The organism is Microbacterium sp. ABR10 (assembly GCF_057812175.1).
This window is the reverse complement of the sequence record NZ_CM173821.1, coordinates 2,677,631-2,697,319: the sequence shown is the minus strand read 5'-3', so window position 1 is coordinate 2,697,319 and position 19,689 is coordinate 2,677,631. Positions and strand designations below refer to the sequence as shown.

Annotated in this window: 13 protein-coding genes; 9 read left to right on the top strand and 4 right to left on the bottom strand. The window is 68.8% G+C overall.

Going from position 1 to position 19,689, the window contains the following annotated elements; all coding sequences use genetic code 11:
• Nucleotides 1-371 precede the first annotated feature (371 nt).
• From rplJ to ACXKZF_RS12470, 3 genes are all read left to right on the top strand, one after another.
• Nucleotides 372-887 carry a 50S ribosomal protein L10 gene (gene rplJ / locus ACXKZF_RS12480; protein WP_055956078.1) on the top strand — a complete coding sequence of 172 codons (516 nt, stop codon included), beginning with the start codon at nt 372-374 and terminating at the stop codon, nt 885-887.
• A gap of 38 nt (nt 888-925) precedes the next feature.
• The gene (gene rplL / locus ACXKZF_RS12475) at nt 926-1,312 is read left to right on the top strand and encodes a 50S ribosomal protein L7/L12 (RefSeq protein WP_055956082.1); all 387 of its coding nucleotides are present in this window, start codon (nt 926-928) and stop codon (nt 1,310-1,312) included.
• A 320-nt stretch (nt 1,313-1,632) separates the two neighbouring features.
• Nucleotides 1,633-6,297 (top strand): ExeM/NucH family extracellular endonuclease, encoded by a 4,665-nt coding sequence (locus ACXKZF_RS12470; protein ID WP_488984397.1) that lies wholly within the window; start codon nt 1,633-1,635, stop codon nt 6,295-6,297.
• Between the two features lie 100 nt (nt 6,298-6,397).
• Here the strand turns inward: ACXKZF_RS12470 and ACXKZF_RS12465 are convergent, their stop codons facing one another.
• Nucleotides 6,398-7,408, bottom strand: a complete 1,011-nt coding sequence (locus ACXKZF_RS12465; RefSeq protein ID WP_055956085.1) for a LacI family DNA-binding transcriptional regulator — start codon at nt 7,406-7,408, stop codon at nt 6,398-6,400.
• 237 nt (nt 7,409-7,645) lie between these two features.
• Here ACXKZF_RS12465 and ACXKZF_RS12460 point away from each other — a divergent pair, with 237 nt between their 5' ends.
• The 3 genes from ACXKZF_RS12460 (at nt 7,646) to ACXKZF_RS12450 (ending at nt 11,431) form a co-directional block, all read left to right on the top strand.
• Nucleotides 7,646-8,977 carry an ABC transporter substrate-binding protein gene (locus ACXKZF_RS12460; RefSeq protein ID WP_488984396.1) on the top strand — a complete coding sequence of 444 codons (1,332 nt, stop codon included), beginning with the start codon at nt 7,646-7,648 and terminating at the stop codon, nt 8,975-8,977.
• Nucleotides 8,978-9,104: 127 nt separating this feature from the next.
• On the top strand, nt 9,105-10,457 hold the full coding sequence (locus ACXKZF_RS12455) for a carbohydrate ABC transporter permease (RefSeq protein WP_488984395.1): 1,353 nt from the start codon (nt 9,105-9,107) through the stop codon (nt 10,455-10,457).
• Nucleotides 10,454-11,431 carry a carbohydrate ABC transporter permease gene (locus ACXKZF_RS12450; protein ID WP_243224231.1) on the top strand — a complete coding sequence of 326 codons (978 nt, stop codon included), beginning with the start codon at nt 10,454-10,456 and terminating at the stop codon, nt 11,429-11,431. Before ACXKZF_RS12455 ends, ACXKZF_RS12450 begins: the two co-directional genes overlap by 4 nt.
• A 616-nt stretch (nt 11,432-12,047) precedes the next feature.
• Here the strand turns inward: ACXKZF_RS12450 and ACXKZF_RS12445 are convergent.
• Nucleotides 12,048-12,719 carry a DUF305 domain-containing protein gene (locus ACXKZF_RS12445; protein ID WP_488984394.1) on the bottom strand — a complete coding sequence of 224 codons (672 nt, stop codon included), beginning with the start codon at nt 12,717-12,719 and terminating at the stop codon, nt 12,048-12,050.
• Nucleotide 12,720: 1 nt separating this feature from the next.
• A complete protein-coding gene (locus tag ACXKZF_RS12440) occupies nt 12,721-13,428 on the bottom strand; it encodes a thioredoxin-like domain-containing protein (protein WP_055956100.1) in 708 nt (235 codons plus the stop codon).
• Nucleotides 13,429-13,660: 232 nt separating this feature from the next.
• On the opposite strand from ACXKZF_RS12440, the gene ACXKZF_RS12435 reads away from it, so the two are divergent.
• From ACXKZF_RS12435 to ACXKZF_RS12425, 3 genes are all read left to right on the top strand, one after another.
• Entirely contained in the window at nt 13,661-15,007 is a 1,347-nt protein-coding gene (locus tag ACXKZF_RS12435) for a multidrug effflux MFS transporter (RefSeq protein WP_488984393.1), read from the top strand.
• A gap of 281 nt (nt 15,008-15,288) precedes the next feature.
• Nucleotides 15,289-16,002 carry a phosphatase PAP2 family protein gene (locus ACXKZF_RS12430; RefSeq protein ID WP_488984392.1) on the top strand — a complete coding sequence of 238 codons (714 nt, stop codon included), beginning with the start codon at nt 15,289-15,291 and terminating at the stop codon, nt 16,000-16,002.
• Between the two features lie 10 nt (nt 16,003-16,012).
• On the top strand, nt 16,013-18,064 hold the full coding sequence (locus ACXKZF_RS12425) for a helicase HerA-like domain-containing protein (RefSeq protein ID WP_488984391.1): 2,052 nt from the start codon (nt 16,013-16,015) through the stop codon (nt 18,062-18,064).
• A 141-nt stretch (nt 18,065-18,205) separates the two neighbouring features.
• Here ACXKZF_RS12425 and ACXKZF_RS12420 read toward each other — a convergent pair whose 3' ends face one another.
• Nucleotides 18,206-19,675, bottom strand: a complete 1,470-nt coding sequence (locus ACXKZF_RS12420) for an MFS transporter (RefSeq protein ID WP_055956105.1) — start codon at nt 19,673-19,675, stop codon at nt 18,206-18,208.
• Nucleotides 19,676-19,689: the final 14 nt, after the last annotated feature.

The following is a 19,689-nucleotide window of genomic DNA, read 5'->3' as shown; positions in this document are numbered from 1 at the left end:
ATCGGATGCGTCCTCGACGAAGCGATGCGTTCTCGGCGCTCGAGCATCGCGGAGCGGGCCAGCGGGCCAGCGGGCCGGCGGGCCAGCGGGCCGGGCGGAGGGGCGGCGGGCGGGGTGCGGGTGGATTGGCGAAGGGGGCGGGCGTCGGGTACAGTGGACGTCAAGCCAAAGACCGTCGGTTATCGGAGTGCTCGCACTCCGGTCGAAGCGTCTGCTGAGAAGCAGAGAACCTACGCAGGTCACTTGAACTCCTCCCGAAAGGGAATCCGAGCTCCGTGCGCCTGCGCCGGAGCTCTTCTTTTTGCCCAGACCCGGTGTCTTCGGCTGGCGCCCCGTCATCGCGGAGCGCCTCGTACACACAAGGAGTGGCCATGGCGCAGAAGGATGCATCGGTCGCCGAGCTCACGAAGAACTTCGAGAACTCGACCGCCGTTCTGCTGACCGAGTACCGCGGTCTGACGGTTGCCCAGCTCAAGCAGCTGCGCAACGACATCCGTCAGGACGCGGATTACGCCGTGGTGAAGAACACGCTGACCAAGATCGCCGCGTCCAACGCGGGGGTCACGGGACTGGACGACGAGCTCAAGGGCCCGTCTGCCATCGCGTTCGTGCACGGCGACCCCGTCGCCGTCGCGAAGAGCCTGCGTAACTTCGCCAAGGCTAACCCTCAGCTCGTGGTGAAGGGCGGCTACTTCGATGGCGCCGCTCTGACCGCGGATGAGGTCAACAAGCTCGCCGATCTCGAAAGCCGTGAAGTCCTGCTGGCGAAGCTCGCCGGTGCGATGAAGGCGACGATGACCAAGGCGGCATACGTCTTCCAGGCGCTTCCGTCGAAGGCCGTTCGCACGGTCGACGCGCTGCGCGAGAAGCAGGACACCGCGGCCTGACCCGGCCCGGCTGATTAACCCGATCAAGGAGATACAACATGGCTAAGCTCAGCACCGAAGAGCTGCTCGACGCGTTCAAGGAGCTCACGCTCATCGAGCTGTCCGAGTTCGTCAAGGCGTTCGAGGAGACCTTCGACGTCACCGCTGCCGCCCCCGTGGCCGTCGCCGGCCCCGCCGCCGGTGGCGCCGCCCCCGCCGAAGAGGTCGAGGAGAAGGACTCGTTCGACGTCGTCCTCGAGGCCGCCGGTGACAAGAAGATCCAGGTCATCAAGGTCGTCCGCGAGCTCACCTCGCTCGGCCTCGGCGAGGCCAAGGCCGTCGTCGATGGCGCTCCCAAGGCCGTGCTCGAGGGCGCGAACAAGGAGACCGCCGAGAAGGCCAAGGAGGCGCTCGAGGGTGCCGGCGCCACGGTGACCCTGAAGTAATAACGCTTCATGCGGTCGCGGTAACGCGATACACGAAGACCCGGATGCCGCTGGCATCCGGGTCTTCGTCGTTTGCGGCCGGGGGAGCGACATTGAGGGGCTGCTCGGCACCGGTGCCCTCCGACGCCGGGGCGTGGCATCCGGGATCTGGACGGTGCGCGCAGCGTGGAACCCGGTTTCACCGGTCGAGGGACCGATGTTCACCAGATCGAAACGTTGAAGCCTGGGAAAACCGTATGCCCATCGTTTACGGTCGTTGAGAACCCCCGTCGATCCCCCCATCCGACGTCGATCGTTCGCGCGTCGGTACCTGGAGACTCATGCCCAACGCTGCTTCGCGCGTACCCGCACGCCGCTTCACGACCGCGCTGAGCGCCGCCCTCGGCGTCGCTCTGCTCGGTTCCGCACTCGTTCCGCTCCCGGCTTTCGCCGCAGACGGCCCCCGGGTGGTGATCAACGAGGCCTACCTGAAGGGTGGAAGCAACGGCGCCTTCTTCAACCAGAAGTTCGTCGAGTTGTACAACGCCGGCGACACCGCTCAGGACCTCAGCGGATGGTCGCTGCAGTATCGCTCCGCGAGCAGCGTGGTGGCTCCGACCGGTGCGAACACGCAGCCGCTGACCGGGTCGATCGCCCCCGGCGGCTATTACCTCATCGGACTGCCGGGCAACGGCGCGAACGGGGCGGACCTGCCCGCCGCTGACATCACGAGCGGGGGCCTCAACCCCTCGGGCACCACCGGCCAGCTGTTCCTCGCCAACGTCGCGGAGTCGCTCGCGGTGCCCGCGGGCTCCGTCGCCGACACTCGCGTCGTCGACTTCCTCGGATACGGCGGCGCGGCGAGCTTCGAGACCACGGCGGCGTCCGTCGACGGCCCCAACGGTACGGCGAACGCGCTCGTGCGCACGGGCTTCGTCGACACGAACGACAACTCCCTCGACTTCACCAACACCACCACCGTGACGCCCCAGGGCTCGGGCGGCGCGGTCACGCCGACGCCCGCGCCGACCGCCACGGCCACCCCCACGGCGACGCCGACCGCCACGCCGACGCCGGCACCCACCGCGACCGTCACCCCCGGCGCGGTCACGCCGATCCGTGACATCCAGGGCACCGGAGCCACGACGCCGCTCGCGGGCGCCGTCGTCACCACGCGCGGTATCGTCACCGCCGCCTACCCGACCGGCGGATACAACGGGTTCTACATCCAGACACCCGGCACCGGGGGCCCGCTCGACCCGGCCACCCACACCGCCTCCGACGCCGTCTTCGTCTACGGTTCCGACGCCACCATGAAGGTATCGATCGGCCAGCACGTCGAGGTCACGGGAACGGCGACCGAATTCGCCGGCCAGACCCAGATCACCGCCGACGGCGCCGCGGTCGGCATCCTGACGGAGCAGGCCGCCGCCGTGCAGCCCGCGAAGGTCTCATGGCCGAAGACCGACGAGGAGCGCGAGCGCTTCGAGGGCATGCTCCTCGAGCCGCAGGGCGACTTCACCGTCACCAACACCTACTCGACCAATCAGTACGCCGAGGTGGGTCTGGCGGCCGGCGTGACGCCGCTGCGCACCCCCACCGACGTGGCGCGCCCCGACACACCCGCCTACGTGGCGGCCGTCGCCGACAACAACGCGCGCGCGGTCGTCCTCGACGATGGTGCGTCGATCAACTTCTTGAACGACGCCAACAAGGGCATCCCGCTGCCGTACGTCTCGCTCACCGAGCCGGTGCGCGTCGGTGCCCCCGTGTCGTTCGAGACGCCGATCATCCTCGACTTCCGCAACAACGCGTGGAAGTTCCAGCCGACGCAGCAGCTGACCGTCGACAACGCGGGCGGTGTGCAGCCGGCGACTTTCGGGAACACCCGCACCGCGGCGCCTGAGGACGTCGGCGGAAACGTGAAGATCTCGAGCTTCAACGTGCTCAACTACTTCACGACCACCGCCGAGAACGTCGGTTGCACCTCGACGTACAAGGACCGCGAGGGCAACCCCATCACGGCCGACACGTGCCCCGCTCCGGGACCCCGTGGTGCCGCCGACGCCGAGAACCTCCAACGTCAGCAGGACAAGATCGTCGCGGCGATCAACGGACTCGGTGCCGATGTCGTCTCGCTCGAAGAGATCGAGAACTCCGCCGCCTTCGGCAAGGACCGCGATGAGGCGCTGTCGACCCTCGTCGACGCGCTCAACGCCGCGCTCGGCTCGTCGGAGTGGGCGTTCGTTCCCTCGGCCGCCGTGCTTCCGGCATCCGAAGACGTCATCCGCACCGCCTTCATCTACAAGAAGGCCGTCGTCGCGCCGTCGGGTGACAGCGTCATCCTCGATGACCCGGCATTCCGCAATGCTCGTCAGCCGCTCGCGCAGGCTTTCGCCCCGGTCTCCGCTCCGGATGCCAAGATCCTCGCGATCGTGAACCACTTCAAGTCCAAGGGCGACAGTCGTCCCGCCGCCACCGGTGACAACGCCAATGGCGTCCAGGGTGCCTTCAACGGTGACCGCGTGCGCCAGGCGGACGCCCTCGGGAAGTTCGCGGAAGCCCGCGCGGCCGAGGTCGGCACCGACGAGGTGTTCCTGCTCGGCGACTTCAACGCGTACACGCAGGAGGACCCGATCCAGAAGCTCCGCGAGTACGGCTTCGAGCCCCTCGAAGCGGGCACGGGCGAGTACTCGTACTCGTTCAGCGGTCAGTCCGGTTCGCTCGACCACGTGCTGGCGTCGCCGTCGGCACGGGAGCTCGTCACCGGTACCGACATCTGGAGCATCAACGCCGTCGAGGCGCTCGCCCTCGAGTACAGCCGCTTCAACTACAACGTGCTGAACTTCTACGAGGCCTCGCCCTACCGCTCCAGCGACCACGACCCGGTCGTCGTCGGGCTCGATCTCGGCGTCACACAGGTCAAACTGCTCGGCATCAACGACTTCCACGGTCGCATCGACGCCAACACGGTGAAGTTCGCCGGCACCATCGAGCAACTACGCGCCGAAGCCGGTGAGGACAACACGCTGTTCCTCTCCAATGGCGACAACATCGGGGCGTCGCTGTTCGCCTCGGCGTACTTCGACGACGAGCCGACCATCGAGGTGCTGAACGCGCTCGAGCTGGCGGCATCCGCCGCGGGCAACCACGAGTTCGACAAGGGCGCCGCCGACCTCACCGGGCGCGTGTCCGACTCCGCCGACTTCCCGTACCTCGCGGCGAACGTCTACAAGGACGGGCGGCCACTGCTCGACGAGTACGCGATCTTCGAGGTCGACGGGGTGCGCGTGGGCGTCATCGGCGCCGTCACGCAGGAGACGGCGCAGCTCGTCTCGCCCGGCGGTATCGAGGGCATCGAGTTCCGCGAGCCCGTGGCCGAGGTGAACCGCGTCGTCGCCGAGATCAAGGACCAGGTCGACGTCATCGTCGCCGAGTACCACGAGGGCGCCGCCGAAGGCGACTCCACGGGCGAGACGATCGAAGAAGCGGTGGCCGCCGGCGGCGCCTTCGCCAAGATCGTGAACGACACGGATGCCGCGGTCGACGCGATCTTCACCGGTCACACCCACCAGAAGTACGCGTGGAACGCCCCGATCCCGGGCGGTGAGGGGACACGCCCCATCGTTCAGACCGGGAGCTACGGCGAGAACATCGGAGAGATCGTGTTGACCGTCGACGAGGAGAACGGCGAGGTTGTCGACTACTCCGCGCGCAACGTGCCGCGCCTCGCCGCGGCGACCGTGCCGAACAATCCCGAGCAGACCGCCGCGAACAGCGCTGCCCTGGATGCCGAGCTGATCGCCACCTACCCGCGCGTGGAAGAGGTCGACCGTATCGTGAAGCTCGCGCGCACCGAGGCCGACCGAGTCGGTGCTCAGCCCGTGGGGTCGGTCACCGCCGACATCACCACGGCCTTCCGGGGCGGTTCGTACGTCGACGGTGTCTACACCGGCGGCCAGCGCGACGACCGCTCGAAGCAGTCGGCACTCGGTGGCCTGGTCGCCGATGCCTTGCGTGACACCCTCGCCGACCCCGCGCGCGGCGGGGCCGAGATCGCCTTGGTCAACCCGGGCGGTCTGCGCGCCGAACTCCTGTACGCCGGCGACGGGGTCATCACACTGGCCGAGGCGAACGCCGTGCTGCCGTTCGTGAACAACCTGTGGACCACCACCCTGACCGGGGAACAGCTGCGACTCGCTCTCGAGCAGCAGTGGGGTGACACTGCCGGCCGCGACCGCGACCTCGCCCTCGGTGTCTCGGAGAACGTGCGCGTCACGTACGACGTCTCACGGGGCGCGGGTCAGCGCATCACCGGCATCTGGATCGACGGGGCTCCCGTCGACCCGGCGGCGACGTACCGGGTCGGCTCGTTCAGCTTCCTCCTGCAGGGCGGTGACGCCTTCGCGGTCCTCGGACAGGGCGCCGACACGCGCGACTCCGGCCTCATCGACCGCGACGGGTGGATCGCCTATCTCGAGGCGAACCCCGGCCTCACCCCCGACTTCACCGCGCGTGCGGTGCAGGTCTCGGGTGTGCCCGCCGAGGTCGAGCCGGGCGGCGACGTCACCGTCGCTGTCTCGAACCTCGACCTCACCTCGCTCGGCGCTCCGGCCAACACGTCGCTGTCGGCGACGTGGGGTCCGGCAGCCGGGGCGCGGGCGGCCGCGGACTTCCCCGTCGTGAACGGTGCGGCGACGGTCACCCTCGGCGTTCCCGCCGACGCCACGGGCGAGGTCGTGCTGCAGCTCAGCGCACAGCCGAGCGGCACCGACGTGACGGTTCCGATCCAGGTCGGCGCGCTCGCGGGCGGCGACGGTCCGGGCTCTGGCGCGGGCTCCGGCACGGGCAGCGGCGGGGGCCAGGGCGGCACACCGGGCACGGGTGGCTCGCTCCCCATGACCGGTACCGACACGGGCTGGATGGGTGCCGGCCTCCTCGCAGCGCTCGCGCTGCTCGGGCTCGGCGTGCTCGCGCGTCGCCGGGCGGTACGCCAGAGCGACTGATCCGAAACGATGCGGAGACCCCGGATGCCGTTGCATCCGGGGTCTTCGTCGTCTCGCACGAGGGGCTTCGGACGCCGTGGCATCCGGGGTCTCCGTCGTCTCAGGCGGAGCGCGGGGGCGCGGTGGACGCGCGCACGACGAGGCGCGTCTCGGCCTCGGTGCGACGGGGGGCGTCGCCGGTGCCCTCGATCAGGGAGACGAGGATGCGTGTCGCGGCGATGCCCTGTGCCAGGGGGAACTGCTCGACCGTGGTGAGGGAGAACATCTCGGCGTAATCGTGCCCGTCGATGCCCACGACGCTCAGCTCGGTCGGCACCGAGATCCCCATGCGCCGTGCCGCGATGATCACGCCGATCGCGACCTCGTCGCACGCGGCGACCACCCCCGTCGGACGCGACGCCGCGTCGGCGAGGAAGGAGGCCGCCGCGGCGTACGCATCGGTGATGGTCAGGGTGGAGGGGACGTTTCGGATACGCACGGCCAGGCCGTTGTCGTTCATTGCGTTGCGATACCCGATGGAGCGCTCGTCGACGTCTTTCGCAGGGGCGTCCGTCGGGGGAGTGCTGCCCACGAAGGCGATGTCGGTGTGCCCCAGTGCGATCAGGTGCTGCGTGATGATGCGGGTGATCGCGATGTTGTCGAGCCCGAGCGTCGGCACGCCGGAGAGGGCGTTTCCGATACTGACGACGGGTTTGCCGATGTTGGCGAGGCGCTCGAGGTCGGCGTCGTCGGGCTCGAGGGCGACCGCGATGATGCCGTCGAAGCGCTTGCGTGCCAGGTAGGTCGAGTACAGGCTCTCCCGGTCGTTCGAGCCGGGTTCGGCAACGTACAGGGTCACGTCGTAGCCGAGCGGGATGAGGGTGCGTTCGACGCCCTCGACGATCGCCCCGAAGTACCACCGGTTCACCTTGGGCACGATCAGCGCGATCGTGCGCGTGCGGCCGGTGGCCAGGCTCACCGCGCTCGTGGAGGGGACGTATCCCAGGGATGCCGCCGCGTCGGCGACGCGTCGGCGCGTGCCGTCGGAGACGTAGCCGCCGCCGGTGAGGGCGCGGCTGGCGGTCGACTTGGACACGCCGGCCAGGCGTGCCACCTCAGCGATTCCGCTCATGCGTGGACTTCCTCGTGATGGGTCGACGTCCGTGTCGACGTCGAGAAGAGTATCCAACATCGCGGCAAAGTGGAACCGGTTCCGGGGGCGCGTGCACGATGTGGGCGGCGGAAATACGCCAGTTATCGGTTCGTGACCTGACGCTGGTTGCGACTCTTGTGAATTGCCTCTACGGTTGCCTGGAATCGGTTCCCTACTGGATCCGATGCACCATAGAACTCAAAGAGGAGAGACCACATGGGTATGTCACAGCGGACTCGCATGCTGGCGCCCGTCGGGCTGCTGGCGATCGGTGCGATCGCGCTCGCGGGCTGCGCCGAAGGCGACAGTGGCGGCACGAGCGGATCGAGTGGGGGCGCGACCACGGTCCGCATCTCCGGCGGAATCACCGGCACCGAGGCCGACGCGCTGAACGAGACGTTCGCGCAGTTCACGCAGGACACGGGCATCGAGGTCGTCTACACCGGTGACAAGGGCTTCGAAGGCAACATCGTCACGAAGGTCTCGGGTGGCGACGCCCCCGACATCGCGATCGTCCCGCAGCCGGGTCTGCTGAAGACCCTCATCGGCACCAACGAGGTGCAGCCGGCTTCCGACGCCGTCTCGGCGAACGTCGACGAGTACTGGGGCGAGGACTGGAAGTCGTACGGCACCGAGGACGGCACGTTCTACGCCGCCCCGATGCTCGCCAACCTCAAGGGCTACATCTGGTACTCGCCGGCGAAGTTCGCCGAGTGGGGCGTCGAGATCCCCAAGACGCTCGACGAGCTCATGACCCTCACCGCGACCATCCAGCAGAAGACCGGCGCCGCCCCGTGGTGCGCCGGCTTCGCCTCCGACGCCGCTTCGGGCTGGCCGGGCACCGACTGGGTCGAAGACATGGTGCTGCGTCTCTCGGGCCCCGACGTCTACGACCAGTGGGTCGCCAACGAGGTAGCATTCACCGACCCGCAGATCAAGGCGGCCTTCGACGCGGTGGGCGACATCCTGCTCAACCCTGCGTACGTCAACGCCGGCTTCGGCGACGTCAGCAGCATCAACTCGACCGCCTTCGCCGACGTCGCCGCGAAGGTCGCCGACGGTAGCTGCCCGATGACGCACCAGGCGTCGTTCCTCTCGGCCAACTTCCTGACGGTCACCAACGCGGCCGGTCAGACCCCGACCATCGCGCCCGACGGAGACGTCTACGCGTTCCTGACCCCGGGCGTCACCGAGGGTGAGCTCGCGGTCGAGGGTGGCGGCGAGTTCGTCGCGGCCTTCTCCGAGGACGAGAGCGTGCAGAAGGTCGTCGAGTTCATGTCGACGCCCGAGTTCGCCGACGCCCGCGTCAAGCTCGGCGGCGTGATCTCCGCCAACAAGGGAGCCGACCCGTCGCTCGCCTCGAGCGAGTTCCTCACGGAGGCGATGCAGACGCTGCAAGACCCGAGCACCACGGTCCGTTTCGACGCCTCTGACCTGATGCCGGCGACCGTCGGCTCGGGCTCGTTCTGGAAGGGCATGGTCAGCTGGATCGACGGTACGCCGACCGACCAGGTGCTCAGCGACATCCAGGCCGGCTACAACAACTGATCGATGTGACCGATCGATGGGCCGCCCGCGGTGCGCGGGCGGCCCATCCGGTCCATACTTCTAACCTGCCCGACGCGGCATCCGGGCACTGATCGATGAGCACGAAGACGTGTTCGGGAGGGACGTCATGACCGACATCAAGAACGCGGAGACGACGCCGGCGGCGTCGCCACCGCCGACGGGACGGGGTAAGCCCGCGTCACGCGGCTCCGCGGCCACTCATCGCACCACGCTGCTCGTGGTCCTCGTCGGCCTCATCCTGGCGGTGGCCCTCTTCCTCTTCATGGTCACCCGCGCGCCGGCGGAGACCAGGCCGACCACGCTCGGGTTCTCGCTCAACAGCTTCTTCATCTGGCTCGGCGGTCTCAGCCCCATCGTGCAGATCCCGCTCGTCCTCGTGGCGTTCGGTGCCGTCGTCGGCATCCTGCTGCTGCTCATCGAATACGCGCCGCGATCCGGCAAGGGATACTTCTGGCTGCGGTTGGCGGCGTGCTTCGTCATCCCCGTGCTGGCATTCATGCTGCTGCGCCCCTACCAGAACGCCGTCATCTACGTGCTGGGCATCGCGATCCTCCTCGGGGCGATCCTGTTCTACGCCGACTACCGCTCCCGCCAGGGCGCGGGCTACCTGTTCCAGCTCATCCTGTTCGCCGCTCCCGCGGCGATACTCCTGCTGCTCGGACTGGTGTACCCGGCGATCACGACCTTCTTCCAGTCGTTCTTCGACAAGACCGGTGAGAACTTCGTCGGCTTGGAGAACTACATCTGGACCTTCACGAACCCCGAAGGGTTCTGGTCGGTCATCAACACCCTCATCTGGGTGCTGCTCGCGCCGACCATCGCGACGGCGATCGGTCTCGCGTACGCCGTCTTCATCGACCGCGCCGCGGGGGAGAAGTACCTCAAGGTGCTCATCTTCATGCCCTTCGCGATCTCGTTCGTCGGTGCCGGCATCATCTGGAAGTTCGTCTACGACTTCCGCCAGGGCGACCAGCTCGGCATCCTGAACGCCATCGTCACCACCTTCGGCGGGCAGCCGATCTCGTGGCTGTCGGCGGCGCCGTTGGTGAACACCCTCCTGCTCGTGGTCGTGTTCATCTGGAGCCAGACGGGCCTGGCGATGGTCATCCTCTCGGCCGCCATCAAGGCCGTGCCGCCGGAGCAGAACGAAGCAGCCGAGCTCGACGGCGCGAGCGCCTGGGAGCGGTTCATCAACGTCACGGTCCCCGGCATCCGTTCCTCGCTCATCGTGGTGCTCACCACCATCGCCATCGGCGCGCTGAAGATCTACGACATCGTCGCCGTCATGACCGGCGGTCGTAACGACTCGACCGTGCTCGCCTTCGAGATGGTCAACCAGCAGCAGCGGTTCCAGAGCTACGGACACTCCGCGGCGCTGGCCGTGGTGCTGTTCGTCTTCGTGTTGCCGTTGATCATCTTCAACGTGCGCCAGATCCGGAAGCAGAGGGAAGTGCGATGACCACCTCCACCGTGGTGCTCGAACCCACGACCGACACCCGCACCGCGCGTCAGGTCGCCCGCGACACGCGCAAGCACGAGGCGATGGCGCGCAAGCGCCTGACCTCGAAGGGCGCGACGATCGCCGCCGTCGTGATCGCCTTCTTCTGGACGATCCCGACGTTCGGTCTCTTCATCACGTCGTTCCGTCCCGGATCCGACACGCAGTCCACCGGGTGGTGGACGGTCTTCGTCGACCCGGCGTTCACGCTGGACAACTACCGCCTCGCACTCACATCGGGCGGCACCGCCCTGACGTTGGCGCAGTCGTTCCTGAACTCGTTGGCGATCACGATCCCGGTCGTGCTCTTCGCCCTCGCGATCGCCTCGCTCATCGCGTACGCCTTCGCCTGGATCGACTTCAAGGGTCGCAACTTCTTCTTCATCTTCATCTTCGCGCTGCAGATCGTGCCGCTGCAGATGGCACTCGTGCCGCTGCTCAGCTTGTTCTCGCGAGGACTGACCATCAACGACGTCACGATCTTCCCGGGCTTCGACCTGCGCGGTGTGGAGCACAGCTTCGCCACCGTGTGGATCGCGCACGTGATCTTCGCGATGCCGCTGGCGATCTTCCTGTTGCACAACTTCATCGCAGAGATCCCGGCCGAGGTCATCGAGGCCGCGCGCGTCGACGGCGCCGGTCACGGGCAGGTGTTCTTCCGCCTCATCCTGCCGCTGGCTGCTCCCGCCCTGGCCTCGTTCGCGGTGCTGGAGTTCATCTGGGTCTGGAACGACCTGCTGGTGGCGACGATCTTCGCGCCATCGTCCTCTCTCCCGTTGACGCAGTCGTTGAACTCTCTGTCGGGAACCTGGGGCGACCAGTGGTTCCTGCAGTCGGCGGGAACGTTCATCTCGATCCTCGTGCCGCTGATCGTGTTCTTCCTGCTGCAGCGCTTCTTCGTGCGCGGTCTGCTGGCGGGCGCGACGAAGGGCTGAGGCGCGACTACACGCCAAGGGCGCGGCATCCGAGGGGATGCCGCGCCCTTCGCGTGTGCGGTGCTCCGCGCCGGGTGCCGACGTGTGCTCGGGGCGGTACCGCCGACGAGCTCCGACGTGTGCGCCAGGCGGTTCCCCAACTGGCTCCGACGCGGCGGCTTCGACCGGTCTTACGCCCGTATAAACGGCATCCGTGCGCATAAACGCGGTGGCGCGGTGTTTCTGCGCAGGGATCGTGTTTGTGCGGCGCGCGGCGCGCGGCTTGCGGCGCGCGGATTGCGGCTTGCGGCGCCCGCGCGGCCGGCGGCGGGCCGTGGCGGCTGGGGCAGGCGTAAACGGCATCCGTGCGCATAAACGCGGTGGCGCAGTAATTCTGCGCAGGGATCGTGTTTGTGCGGCGCGCGGCTTGCGGCGCGCGGCTTGCGGCTTGCGGCGCCCGCGCGGCCGGCGGCGGGCCGTAGCGGCTGGGGCAGGCATAACGGCATCCGTGCGCATAAACACGGTGGCGCAGTGTTTCTGCGCAGGAATCGTGTTTATGCGTGAAGGGGCGGGGCGTCTTGCACCGCGGACGCGCGGGCGACGAACCGGGGCCGCGGAGGCCGACGCCGTGGGCGGGTCAGGCGCTGCAGCCGAGGCGCGACTGGATGTCGGTCATCGCGTCGATCTCGGCGGACTGCCCGCTGACGATCGTGCCAGCGACCTCTTTCACCCGCGGGTCGTCGCCGAGCTCGATGACGGCCTGCGCCATGGGAATCGCGCCCTGGTGGTGGCGGATCATCAGGCCGAGGAACAGGCAGTCGGCGGGCTGGCCCTGGAGAGCGCTGAGCTCATCGAGCTCGGCGTCCGAGGCCATTCCCATCTCGGCGAGCAGTTGCTCCTGCGTGAGCGCCGCGGTGTCGCCGTGGCTGTGTTCGCCCGACGCTTCCATCCACGTCATGAGGGGTTGGCTCGACGCCTGCGGCAGGCCCCACTCGACGAGCCACCCGTACATCTCGCCGCGCTGACCGGCCTGACCGGTCGCGATGTCGTACGAGAGGGTGCGCAGCTCGTCGTCGTCGGTCTTGCGGTAGATCTCCATCGCCATGAGCACGGCCTGCGTGTGATGCACCTGCATATCGCGGGCGAAGCCCGCGTCGGCCGAGGTCTCGGACGGGTGCGCGGGCGCGGCCGTCGCGCCGAACGCCGTGAAGCGTCCGATCGCGAAGGCCACGGCCACAACCGCGACGGCCACGACCGCGACGACGATCCAACGGACCGCGGGACGCGCCGCCGGAGCGTCGTCGCTCACCTCAGGCCTTGCCCGGTCCGTCGATGGCGCCGGAGCAGGAGGCGTTGGGCTCGGGGACGTTCTGGCTGCGCCAGAACTCGGTGAAGAAGTCCTTGATGCGCGGGTCTGCCGGGTCGTCGACCTTGAGCTGGTGGTTCCAACCGCTGACCGCGACGGCGGTGTCCATACCGGAGTACGGCGAGAGGATGACGTAGCTGGAGGGCATCACGGCCTTCAGGGCGTCGATACCGGCCTCGTCGACGCGTGCCGGATCGTAGGTGACCCAGATGGCGCCGTGCTCCATCGAGTGCACCGCGTTCTCGTTCGCCTGGGGCTCGGTGTAGACACCGCAGTTGAGCCAGTACGGGTTGTGGGGGCCACCGGCGGGCGGGTTCTGCTCGTACGTCACCGTGCCCTGCACGTGGTCGGAGCGGTTCTCGAAGGTCTCCACGCCGCCGATCTCCTGCCCCGTGGAATTGCCCGCCTCGTAGCTGGGAGCGGGAGCGGGGGCGAAGACGAAGGATGCCACGACCAGACCGATCACAGCAACGGATGCCACGGAGCCGACGACCCACCACACGAGCTTGCCGCGCTTACGACGCGCCACCTGCTTCTGGTACTCGGCCAGCTTCTCCTGGCGCTTCTGCTCGCGCTGCTGCTTGACGGTGAGGTCGATCTGAGCCTGCTTGGCGGGGTTGCCGCTCGCTCGCTTATCGGAGGGGGAGGTCATGCGCTGTGTTCTGTCTCTCTTCGGGGCGGGACACATCGGCGTCCGCCGACACGTCCAGCCTATTCGGGCGAATGGGCCGATGGCCTGGGAGGAACCCCCGAGCCGGGATGGTGGCAGGCGGGGGAGTCGCGATAGTATGACGATGTCGAATCGATTCGAGGTTCGATGATCCCCCCACTTTCTCAGCCCGACAGCGTCGGGCTGTCCGGCGTGACGAAACGAAACCAGACGCGTGCTCGATACTTCCTCCCACCCCGTCATCACTCCCTCCACGGCGCCCTCGCGCCCCGCCCCCACCACCACCGGGGCCATCCGGACGCTGGGTAAGAACCCGGCCACTGCGCCGATCGTGCTGCATCCGGGCGACGCCATCCCGTCGTCGCGGCGGGTGCTGTACATCGTGCTGCTCGGCGCGCTCACCGCCCTCGGTCCGTTCACGATCGACCTGTACCTGCCGGCGTTCCCCGTGCTCGAGGCCGACTTCCAGACCACGGCCGCGGCCATTCAGCTCACCTTGACCGGCACGATGATCGGCTTCGCCCTCGGGCAGCTCATCGTCGGACCCCTCAGCGACAAGGTGGGGCGGCGACTGCCCCTGCTCTCGGTCACCGCGTTGCACGTGGCCGCCAGCGTCTTCGCAGCGCTCGCACCGACCCTGGGCACCCTCTCGGTCGCTCGCGTGCTGATGGGCGCCGGCGCCGCCGCCGGTGGCGTCGTGGCCGCGGCCATCATCCGCGACCTGTTCGGTGGCCGCCGCCTGGTCGTCATGCTCTCGCGCATGGCGATGGTCTCGGGCGTCGCTCCCGTGCTTGCGCCGCTGGCGGGTTCGGCGCTCCTGCTGGTGATGAACTGGCGCGGGATCTTCGTGGTGCTCGCGATCTACGGCTTCGTGATGCTCGTGTCGGCCATCATCTTCATCCCCGAGACCCTGCCGCCGGCTCGCCGCGGCGGCCCGGGCGCCACGACCGTCTGGCAGCGCTACGGCAGCGTCTTCCGCGATCGGGTGTTCATCGGCGTGCTCGTCATCGGCGCGATGGCCTTCAGCGGCTTGTTCTCGTACCTCTCGGCATCCTCGTTCCTCTTCCAGGTGACGTACGGCTTCAACCCGCAGCAGTACGGCGTGCTGTTCGCCGCCAACTCGGTGGGCGTGGTCGTGGGTGTGCAGGTGGCGTCGCGCCTCGCCGCCCGCTTCGGGCCGCAGTGGGTGCTCGCGGTGTCGACCGCGGTGCTGGTGCTCGCGGGTGGAACGATCGTGCTCACCGACCAGCTCGGACTGGGCCTCTGGGGCACGATCATCCCCCTGTTCTTCTTCATGACCGCGTGCGGGTTCACCTTCCCCTGCGCGCAGGTGCTCGCGCTCGACCGGCACGGCAAGGCGGCGGGTACGGCGCAGTCGATCATCGGTGCCGCCAACTTCGGCGTCGCGGGTGTCATCTCACCGCTCGTCGGACTGCTCGCAACCGGCTCCGGTATCACCGCCACCACGATGGCGTCGGTCATGGTCGGCTGCGCCGTGATCGGCGTGATCGCGTTGTGGACGCTCGTGCGTCCGCGCACGGTGGAGCGTCTGACGCCCTGAGACGTGCGGGGTCGCACGGAGTGCGTGCCGGCATCCGGCCGGGGCGGGTGCACGAGCCGCACGCGCGGTTCCCGGCATCCACCGGGTCGGGCGATCGTCGGTGGATGAGGTGCCCGCCACCGCGCGGGTCGATTGTCGTGAAGCGCCGTCGGCACGTGCGGTTTCGGGCATCCGTTGTCGAAGGCACCTCTTGCCGCGGCGAACAGTAGCAGAGCACGAGCGAGTGCCCGCCCGCGCGCGCGACCATTCCGCGGCGCCGCCCGAGACGGCATCATGAGTCGATGGATGACAGGTCGATAGGCGACAGCGCGATCGAGGTCGTGCTCGACATGCGTCCGCAGCGCTTCCGAGCCGTAGTGGGTGTCGTGCTCATCGCTCTCGCGTGCGGACTCGGGGCGTGGGTGTTCTTCCGCGGACCCAGCCCGTTCGCCATCGACGTGTGGTGGAACCAGTTGTTCGCTGCGGCGCCCTCGCAGCCGGTGTACGTGTTCGCCCTCGTGATGGACACCGTGGGAGGCCACCTCACCGCGGTGCTGATCGTGCCGCTGCTGGGGGCTGCGGCACTGTTCCTGTCGCGACGACGATGGTCGGCGGTGTACTTCCTCGCCGCGTCGGTGGGTAGTGCCCTGCTCGTGCAGGTGATCAAGCAGACCTTCGGCCGGGCGCGCCCGGAAGACATCCTCATCCTGAGCGACTACGGCTCCTTCCCCTCGGGCCACACAGCGAACGCGGCGACCATCGCGGTGGTCGCGGCGGTGCTGTTCCCCCACGTGTGGGTGCGGATCGTCGGGGTCGCCTGGGTCGTGCTGATGGCATTCAGTCGGACGTATTTGCACGCGCACTGGTTGTCGGACACGATCGGCGGGGCGCTGGTGGGGGCCGGAGCAGCCCTCGTGTTCGCGGCGGCTTTCTCGCGCCTGCGCGCCCGTGATGAGGATCGGTTGACGATTCGACGCGCCCGGAGAACGGATGCCGAGGCGGCGGCCTCGCCGTAGGCTGACGCCCATGAGCGAGCCCGGCGACGCAGCCCCCGTTCCCTCCGCAGCCGATGCCGAGGTGGCACGGCTGAGGGCCGAGGCGGAGGCGGCCGAGGCCGAACTGCGCCTGGCCCGCGCGCGTGCCGATCTCGCCGCGGCGGAGGCCGCAGCGGCGGCCGCACGCGTGCGCGCGGCGGGCGGCGGCGTGACGGGCGGCGGCGCCTCGGACGGCGGTGCGGTGGCTGGCGGCGCCTCGGACGGCGGCGCGGTGGCTGGCGGCGCCTCGGACGGCGGCGCGGTGGCCGGCGGCGCGGCGGATCGCGCGGGGCGAGCGGAGGGAAGCAGCGACACGGCACCTGAGCCGACGGCCGACGCACAGCGCTCCGAAGATGAGACATCGGCATCAACGGCCCCCGCCGCGTCCGCACCGGTTGCGTCCGCGGCATCCGATGCTCCGCTCACCCCGGCGCAGGTCGCCGGCATCGCCGCGGGGTACGCCGCCGACGGCGCCGCGCTCGACCTCGGGGTGCTGATGAACGGGGGGCCGGTGGCATCCGTTCCCGTCCGCATCCCGCTGGCCATGGTCAACCGCCACGGCCTCGTGGCGGGGGCGACGGGCACCGGCAAGACGCGCACGTTGCAACTGCTCGCCGAACAACTGTCGGACAACGGTGTGCCCGTGTTCGCGGCCGACATCAAGGGCGACCTCTCCGGTGTCGCCGCCCCCGGCACCCCGAGCGAGAAACTCGCCGCCCGCACGGCCGCCCTCGGCCAGGACTGGTCGCCGCGGGCATTCCCGACCGAGTTCTACGCGCTGGGCGACGACGTGGGCTCGGGCATCCCGGTGCGGGCGACCGTATCGGGCTTCGGGCCCCTGCTGCTCAGCCGGGTGCTGGGCCTGAACGCCACCCAGGAGTCGAGCCTCGGACTCGTCTTCCACTACGCCGACGAGAAGGGCCTCGCCCTCGTCGACCTGTCGGACCTGCGCGCCGTGCTGACCTACCTCACCGGTGACGAGGGCAAGGTGGAGCTCAAGGGGATCGGTGGGCTGTCGGCCGCCACCGCGGGGGTGATCCTGCGCGAGCTGGTCGCCTTCTCCGCCGCGGGCGCGGAATCGTTCTTCGGCGAGCCCGAACTCGACGTGCGCGTGTTCCTGAGGACGGATGCCGCGGGCCTCGGCATCGTGAGTCTGCTCGAGGTGCCGAATGTGGCATCCCGTCCGGAGCTGTATTCCACGTTCCTGATGTACCTGCTGGCCGAGCTCTACGAGGTGCTGCCCGAGGTGGGCGACGTCGACAAGCCCAAGCTGGTGTTCTTCTTCGACGAGGCGCACCTGCTCTTCCGTGACGCATCGAAGGCGTTCCTTTCCGCCATCACGCAGACCGTGCGCCTGATCCGTTCCAAGGGCGTGGGCGTGTTCTTCGTCACGCAGACGCCGAAGGATGTGCCCGGTGACGTCCTCGCCCAACTCGGTTCGCGCGTTCAGCACGCCCTGCGCGCTTTCACCCCCGACGACGCGAAGGCGCTGCGCGCGTCGGTGCGCACCTACCCGGACTCCGGCTACGACCTCGAGCGCGTGCTGCAGGAGTTGGGAACGGGGGAAGCGATCATCACGGTGATGAGCGAGCGGGGGGCTCCGACCCCCGTCGCCTGGACGCGCATCTTCGCGCCGCGGGCGTCGATGTCGCCGATCGCCGCCGACGCGATGGCCTCGGCCGTGTCGGCATCCCCCCTCTTCTCCACCTACGGAACACCCATCGACCGCGAGTCGGCGCGCGAGATCCTCGGCGCGCGTATGCAGGCGGCGACCGAGGCCCGCGAGGCGGAGGAACGGGCGAAGAAGGCCGCCGCCGACGAGGCCGAGTACGCCAAGCAGAAGGCCGCGATCGACAAGCGCAACGCCGCCGCGCAGAAGGAGGCGCAGCGTGAGTACGAGCGGATCCTGAAGTCCACGTCGGCGCCGCGATCCCGAGCGAGCGCACCCACGCCCGGGTTGGACGGGCTGCTGGGGCGCGGGGCGACCAAGAGCATCGTGTCGGGCGTGATCCGCGGCCTGTTCGGCAACAGTCGCCGGCGCTGAACGCGTCGCGCCGCCGGCTCGCGTGCCGGGGGCGGTAGTGCGGACGTCATCGTGTCGGGGCGTGATCACGGAATCGGATGCCAGGGGTGTGGCATCCGATTCCGTCCGATCCGACCGGTTCCCGTGGTGGCGGGGTGCGGTTCAGGGCCGGCGGACCGCGAGCGGCATCGTCGAGGTGTCGATGAGCGGGTCGTGGTCTTGCCGCTCGACGATGGCCTCCGCCTCGGCGGGGGTCTCCACCGTCGGCATCGAGCCGAGCAGCGGCCGTCGGGCGGTCTCGCGCATCGACAGCAGGGCGATGAGCCCCAGCGCCGCGAAGAACATGATGTAGAACGCGGGCATGAGGGTGTTTCCGGTCCAGTCGATGAGGGCCTGGCTGAACAGGGGGGTCGTTCCGCCGAACAGCGAGACGGCGACGTTGTAGGCGACGGCCATGGCTCCGAAGCGGGATGCCGTGGGAAACAGCGCAGGCAGGGCGGATGCCGAGATCGCCACGTAGAACGCCACCGGCACCGCCGCCATGCACAGCGCGATCATCACCGCCCACAGCTCGCCGATCTGCATGATCAGGAACGCCGGCACCAGCAGCACGAGCGCGGAGCCCGCGGCGATCGCGTAGACGGGCTTGCGACCGATGCGATCGCTGAGGCGCCCGATGAGCGGGAGCGTCGCCGACATCACCAGCAGCACGGGGACCGTCGCAACGGCTGCCGCGATGTTGGAGATGCCGACCTCTTTCTCCAGGTAGGTGGGCATGTAGCTGGTCAGTGCGTAGCCGGCGGTGTTGGTGGCGGCCACCAGCGCGATGCCGATGAGCAGCGCGCGCCAGTGGTGGCGCACGATGCCGACCAGGCCCTGGCGGGCCATCGGGTCGTCGGCGTCGGCCTCGTGGGTGCCGGCCTGTTCGAACGCCGGCGTCTCGGGGATCCGCAGGCGGAAGTAGATCGCCACGACGCCCAGCGGGATGGCGAGCAGGAACGGGATACGCCAGCCGTACTCGACCATGGCGTTCTCGCCCGAGATCGAGGTGGTGATGGCCGTGGTCAGCGCCACCGCCGACGCGCCCGCGGCGAAGCCCACGTAGGAGCCCACGTCGAGCCACGATGACCAGAAGCCGCGGCGGCGGTCGGGGGAGAATTCCGAGACGTAGGTGGTCGCTCCGGCGTACTCGCCGCCCGTGGAGAAGCCCTGCACCATCTTCAACAGGTACAGCGGCACGATCGCCCACAGCCCGATCTGCGCGGAGGTGGGCAGGATGCCGATGAGCGCGGTCGCCGTGGCCATCATCGCCATCGTGAGGAACAGCACCTTCTGCCGACCGATGCGGTCGCCGAGGGGGCCGAGGACGAAACCGCCGAAAGGACGCACGAGGAACGAGATCGCGAAACCCAGGAGGGTGACCAGCAGCCCCCACGGGTCGGGGACGTCCGAGGCGAACACCGCGGTGAGCGTCAACGCGAGGTAACCGTAGATACCGAAGTCGAACCACTCCATGAAGTTGCCGACGACGGTGCCGCCGATGGCGGTGCGCACGCGTTTCGTGTCGACGACGATGACGTCGTCGACCTCGAGACGGGGGGAGGGGGATGCCGAGGGAGTGTTCTCGTTCATTCTTCTACCCCTAC

Bases quoted from the DNA above. Each gene is read 5' to 3' on its own strand.
- rplJ (WP_055956078.1), top strand. From the start codon at position 372: ATGGCGCAGAAGGATGCATCGGTCGCCGAGCTCACGAAGAACTTCGAG.
- rplL (WP_055956082.1), top strand. From the start codon at position 926: ATGGCTAAGCTCAGCACCGAAGAGCTGCTCGACGCGTTCAAGGAGCTC.
- ACXKZF_RS12470 (WP_488984397.1), top strand. From the start codon at position 1,633: ATGCCCAACGCTGCTTCGCGCGTACCCGCACGCCGCTTCACGACCGCG.
- ACXKZF_RS12465 (WP_055956085.1), bottom strand. From the start codon at position 7,408: ATGAGCGGAATCGCTGAGGTGGCACGCCTGGCCGGCGTGTCCAAGTCG.
- ACXKZF_RS12460 (WP_488984396.1), top strand. From the start codon at position 7,646: ATGGGTATGTCACAGCGGACTCGCATGCTGGCGCCCGTCGGGCTGCTG.
- ACXKZF_RS12455 (WP_488984395.1), top strand. From the start codon at position 9,105: ATGACCGACATCAAGAACGCGGAGACGACGCCGGCGGCGTCGCCACCG.
- ACXKZF_RS12450 (WP_243224231.1), top strand. From the start codon at position 10,454: ATGACCACCTCCACCGTGGTGCTCGAACCCACGACCGACACCCGCACC.
- ACXKZF_RS12440 (WP_055956100.1), bottom strand. From the start codon at position 13,428: ATGACCTCCCCCTCCGATAAGCGAGCGAGCGGCAACCCCGCCAAGCAG.
- ACXKZF_RS12430 (WP_488984392.1), top strand. From the start codon at position 15,289: ATGGATGACAGGTCGATAGGCGACAGCGCGATCGAGGTCGTGCTCGAC.
- ACXKZF_RS12425 (WP_488984391.1), top strand. From the start codon at position 16,013: ATGAGCGAGCCCGGCGACGCAGCCCCCGTTCCCTCCGCAGCCGATGCC.
- ACXKZF_RS12420 (WP_055956105.1), bottom strand. From the start codon at position 19,675: ATGAACGAGAACACTCCCTCGGCATCCCCCTCCCCCCGTCTCGAGGTC.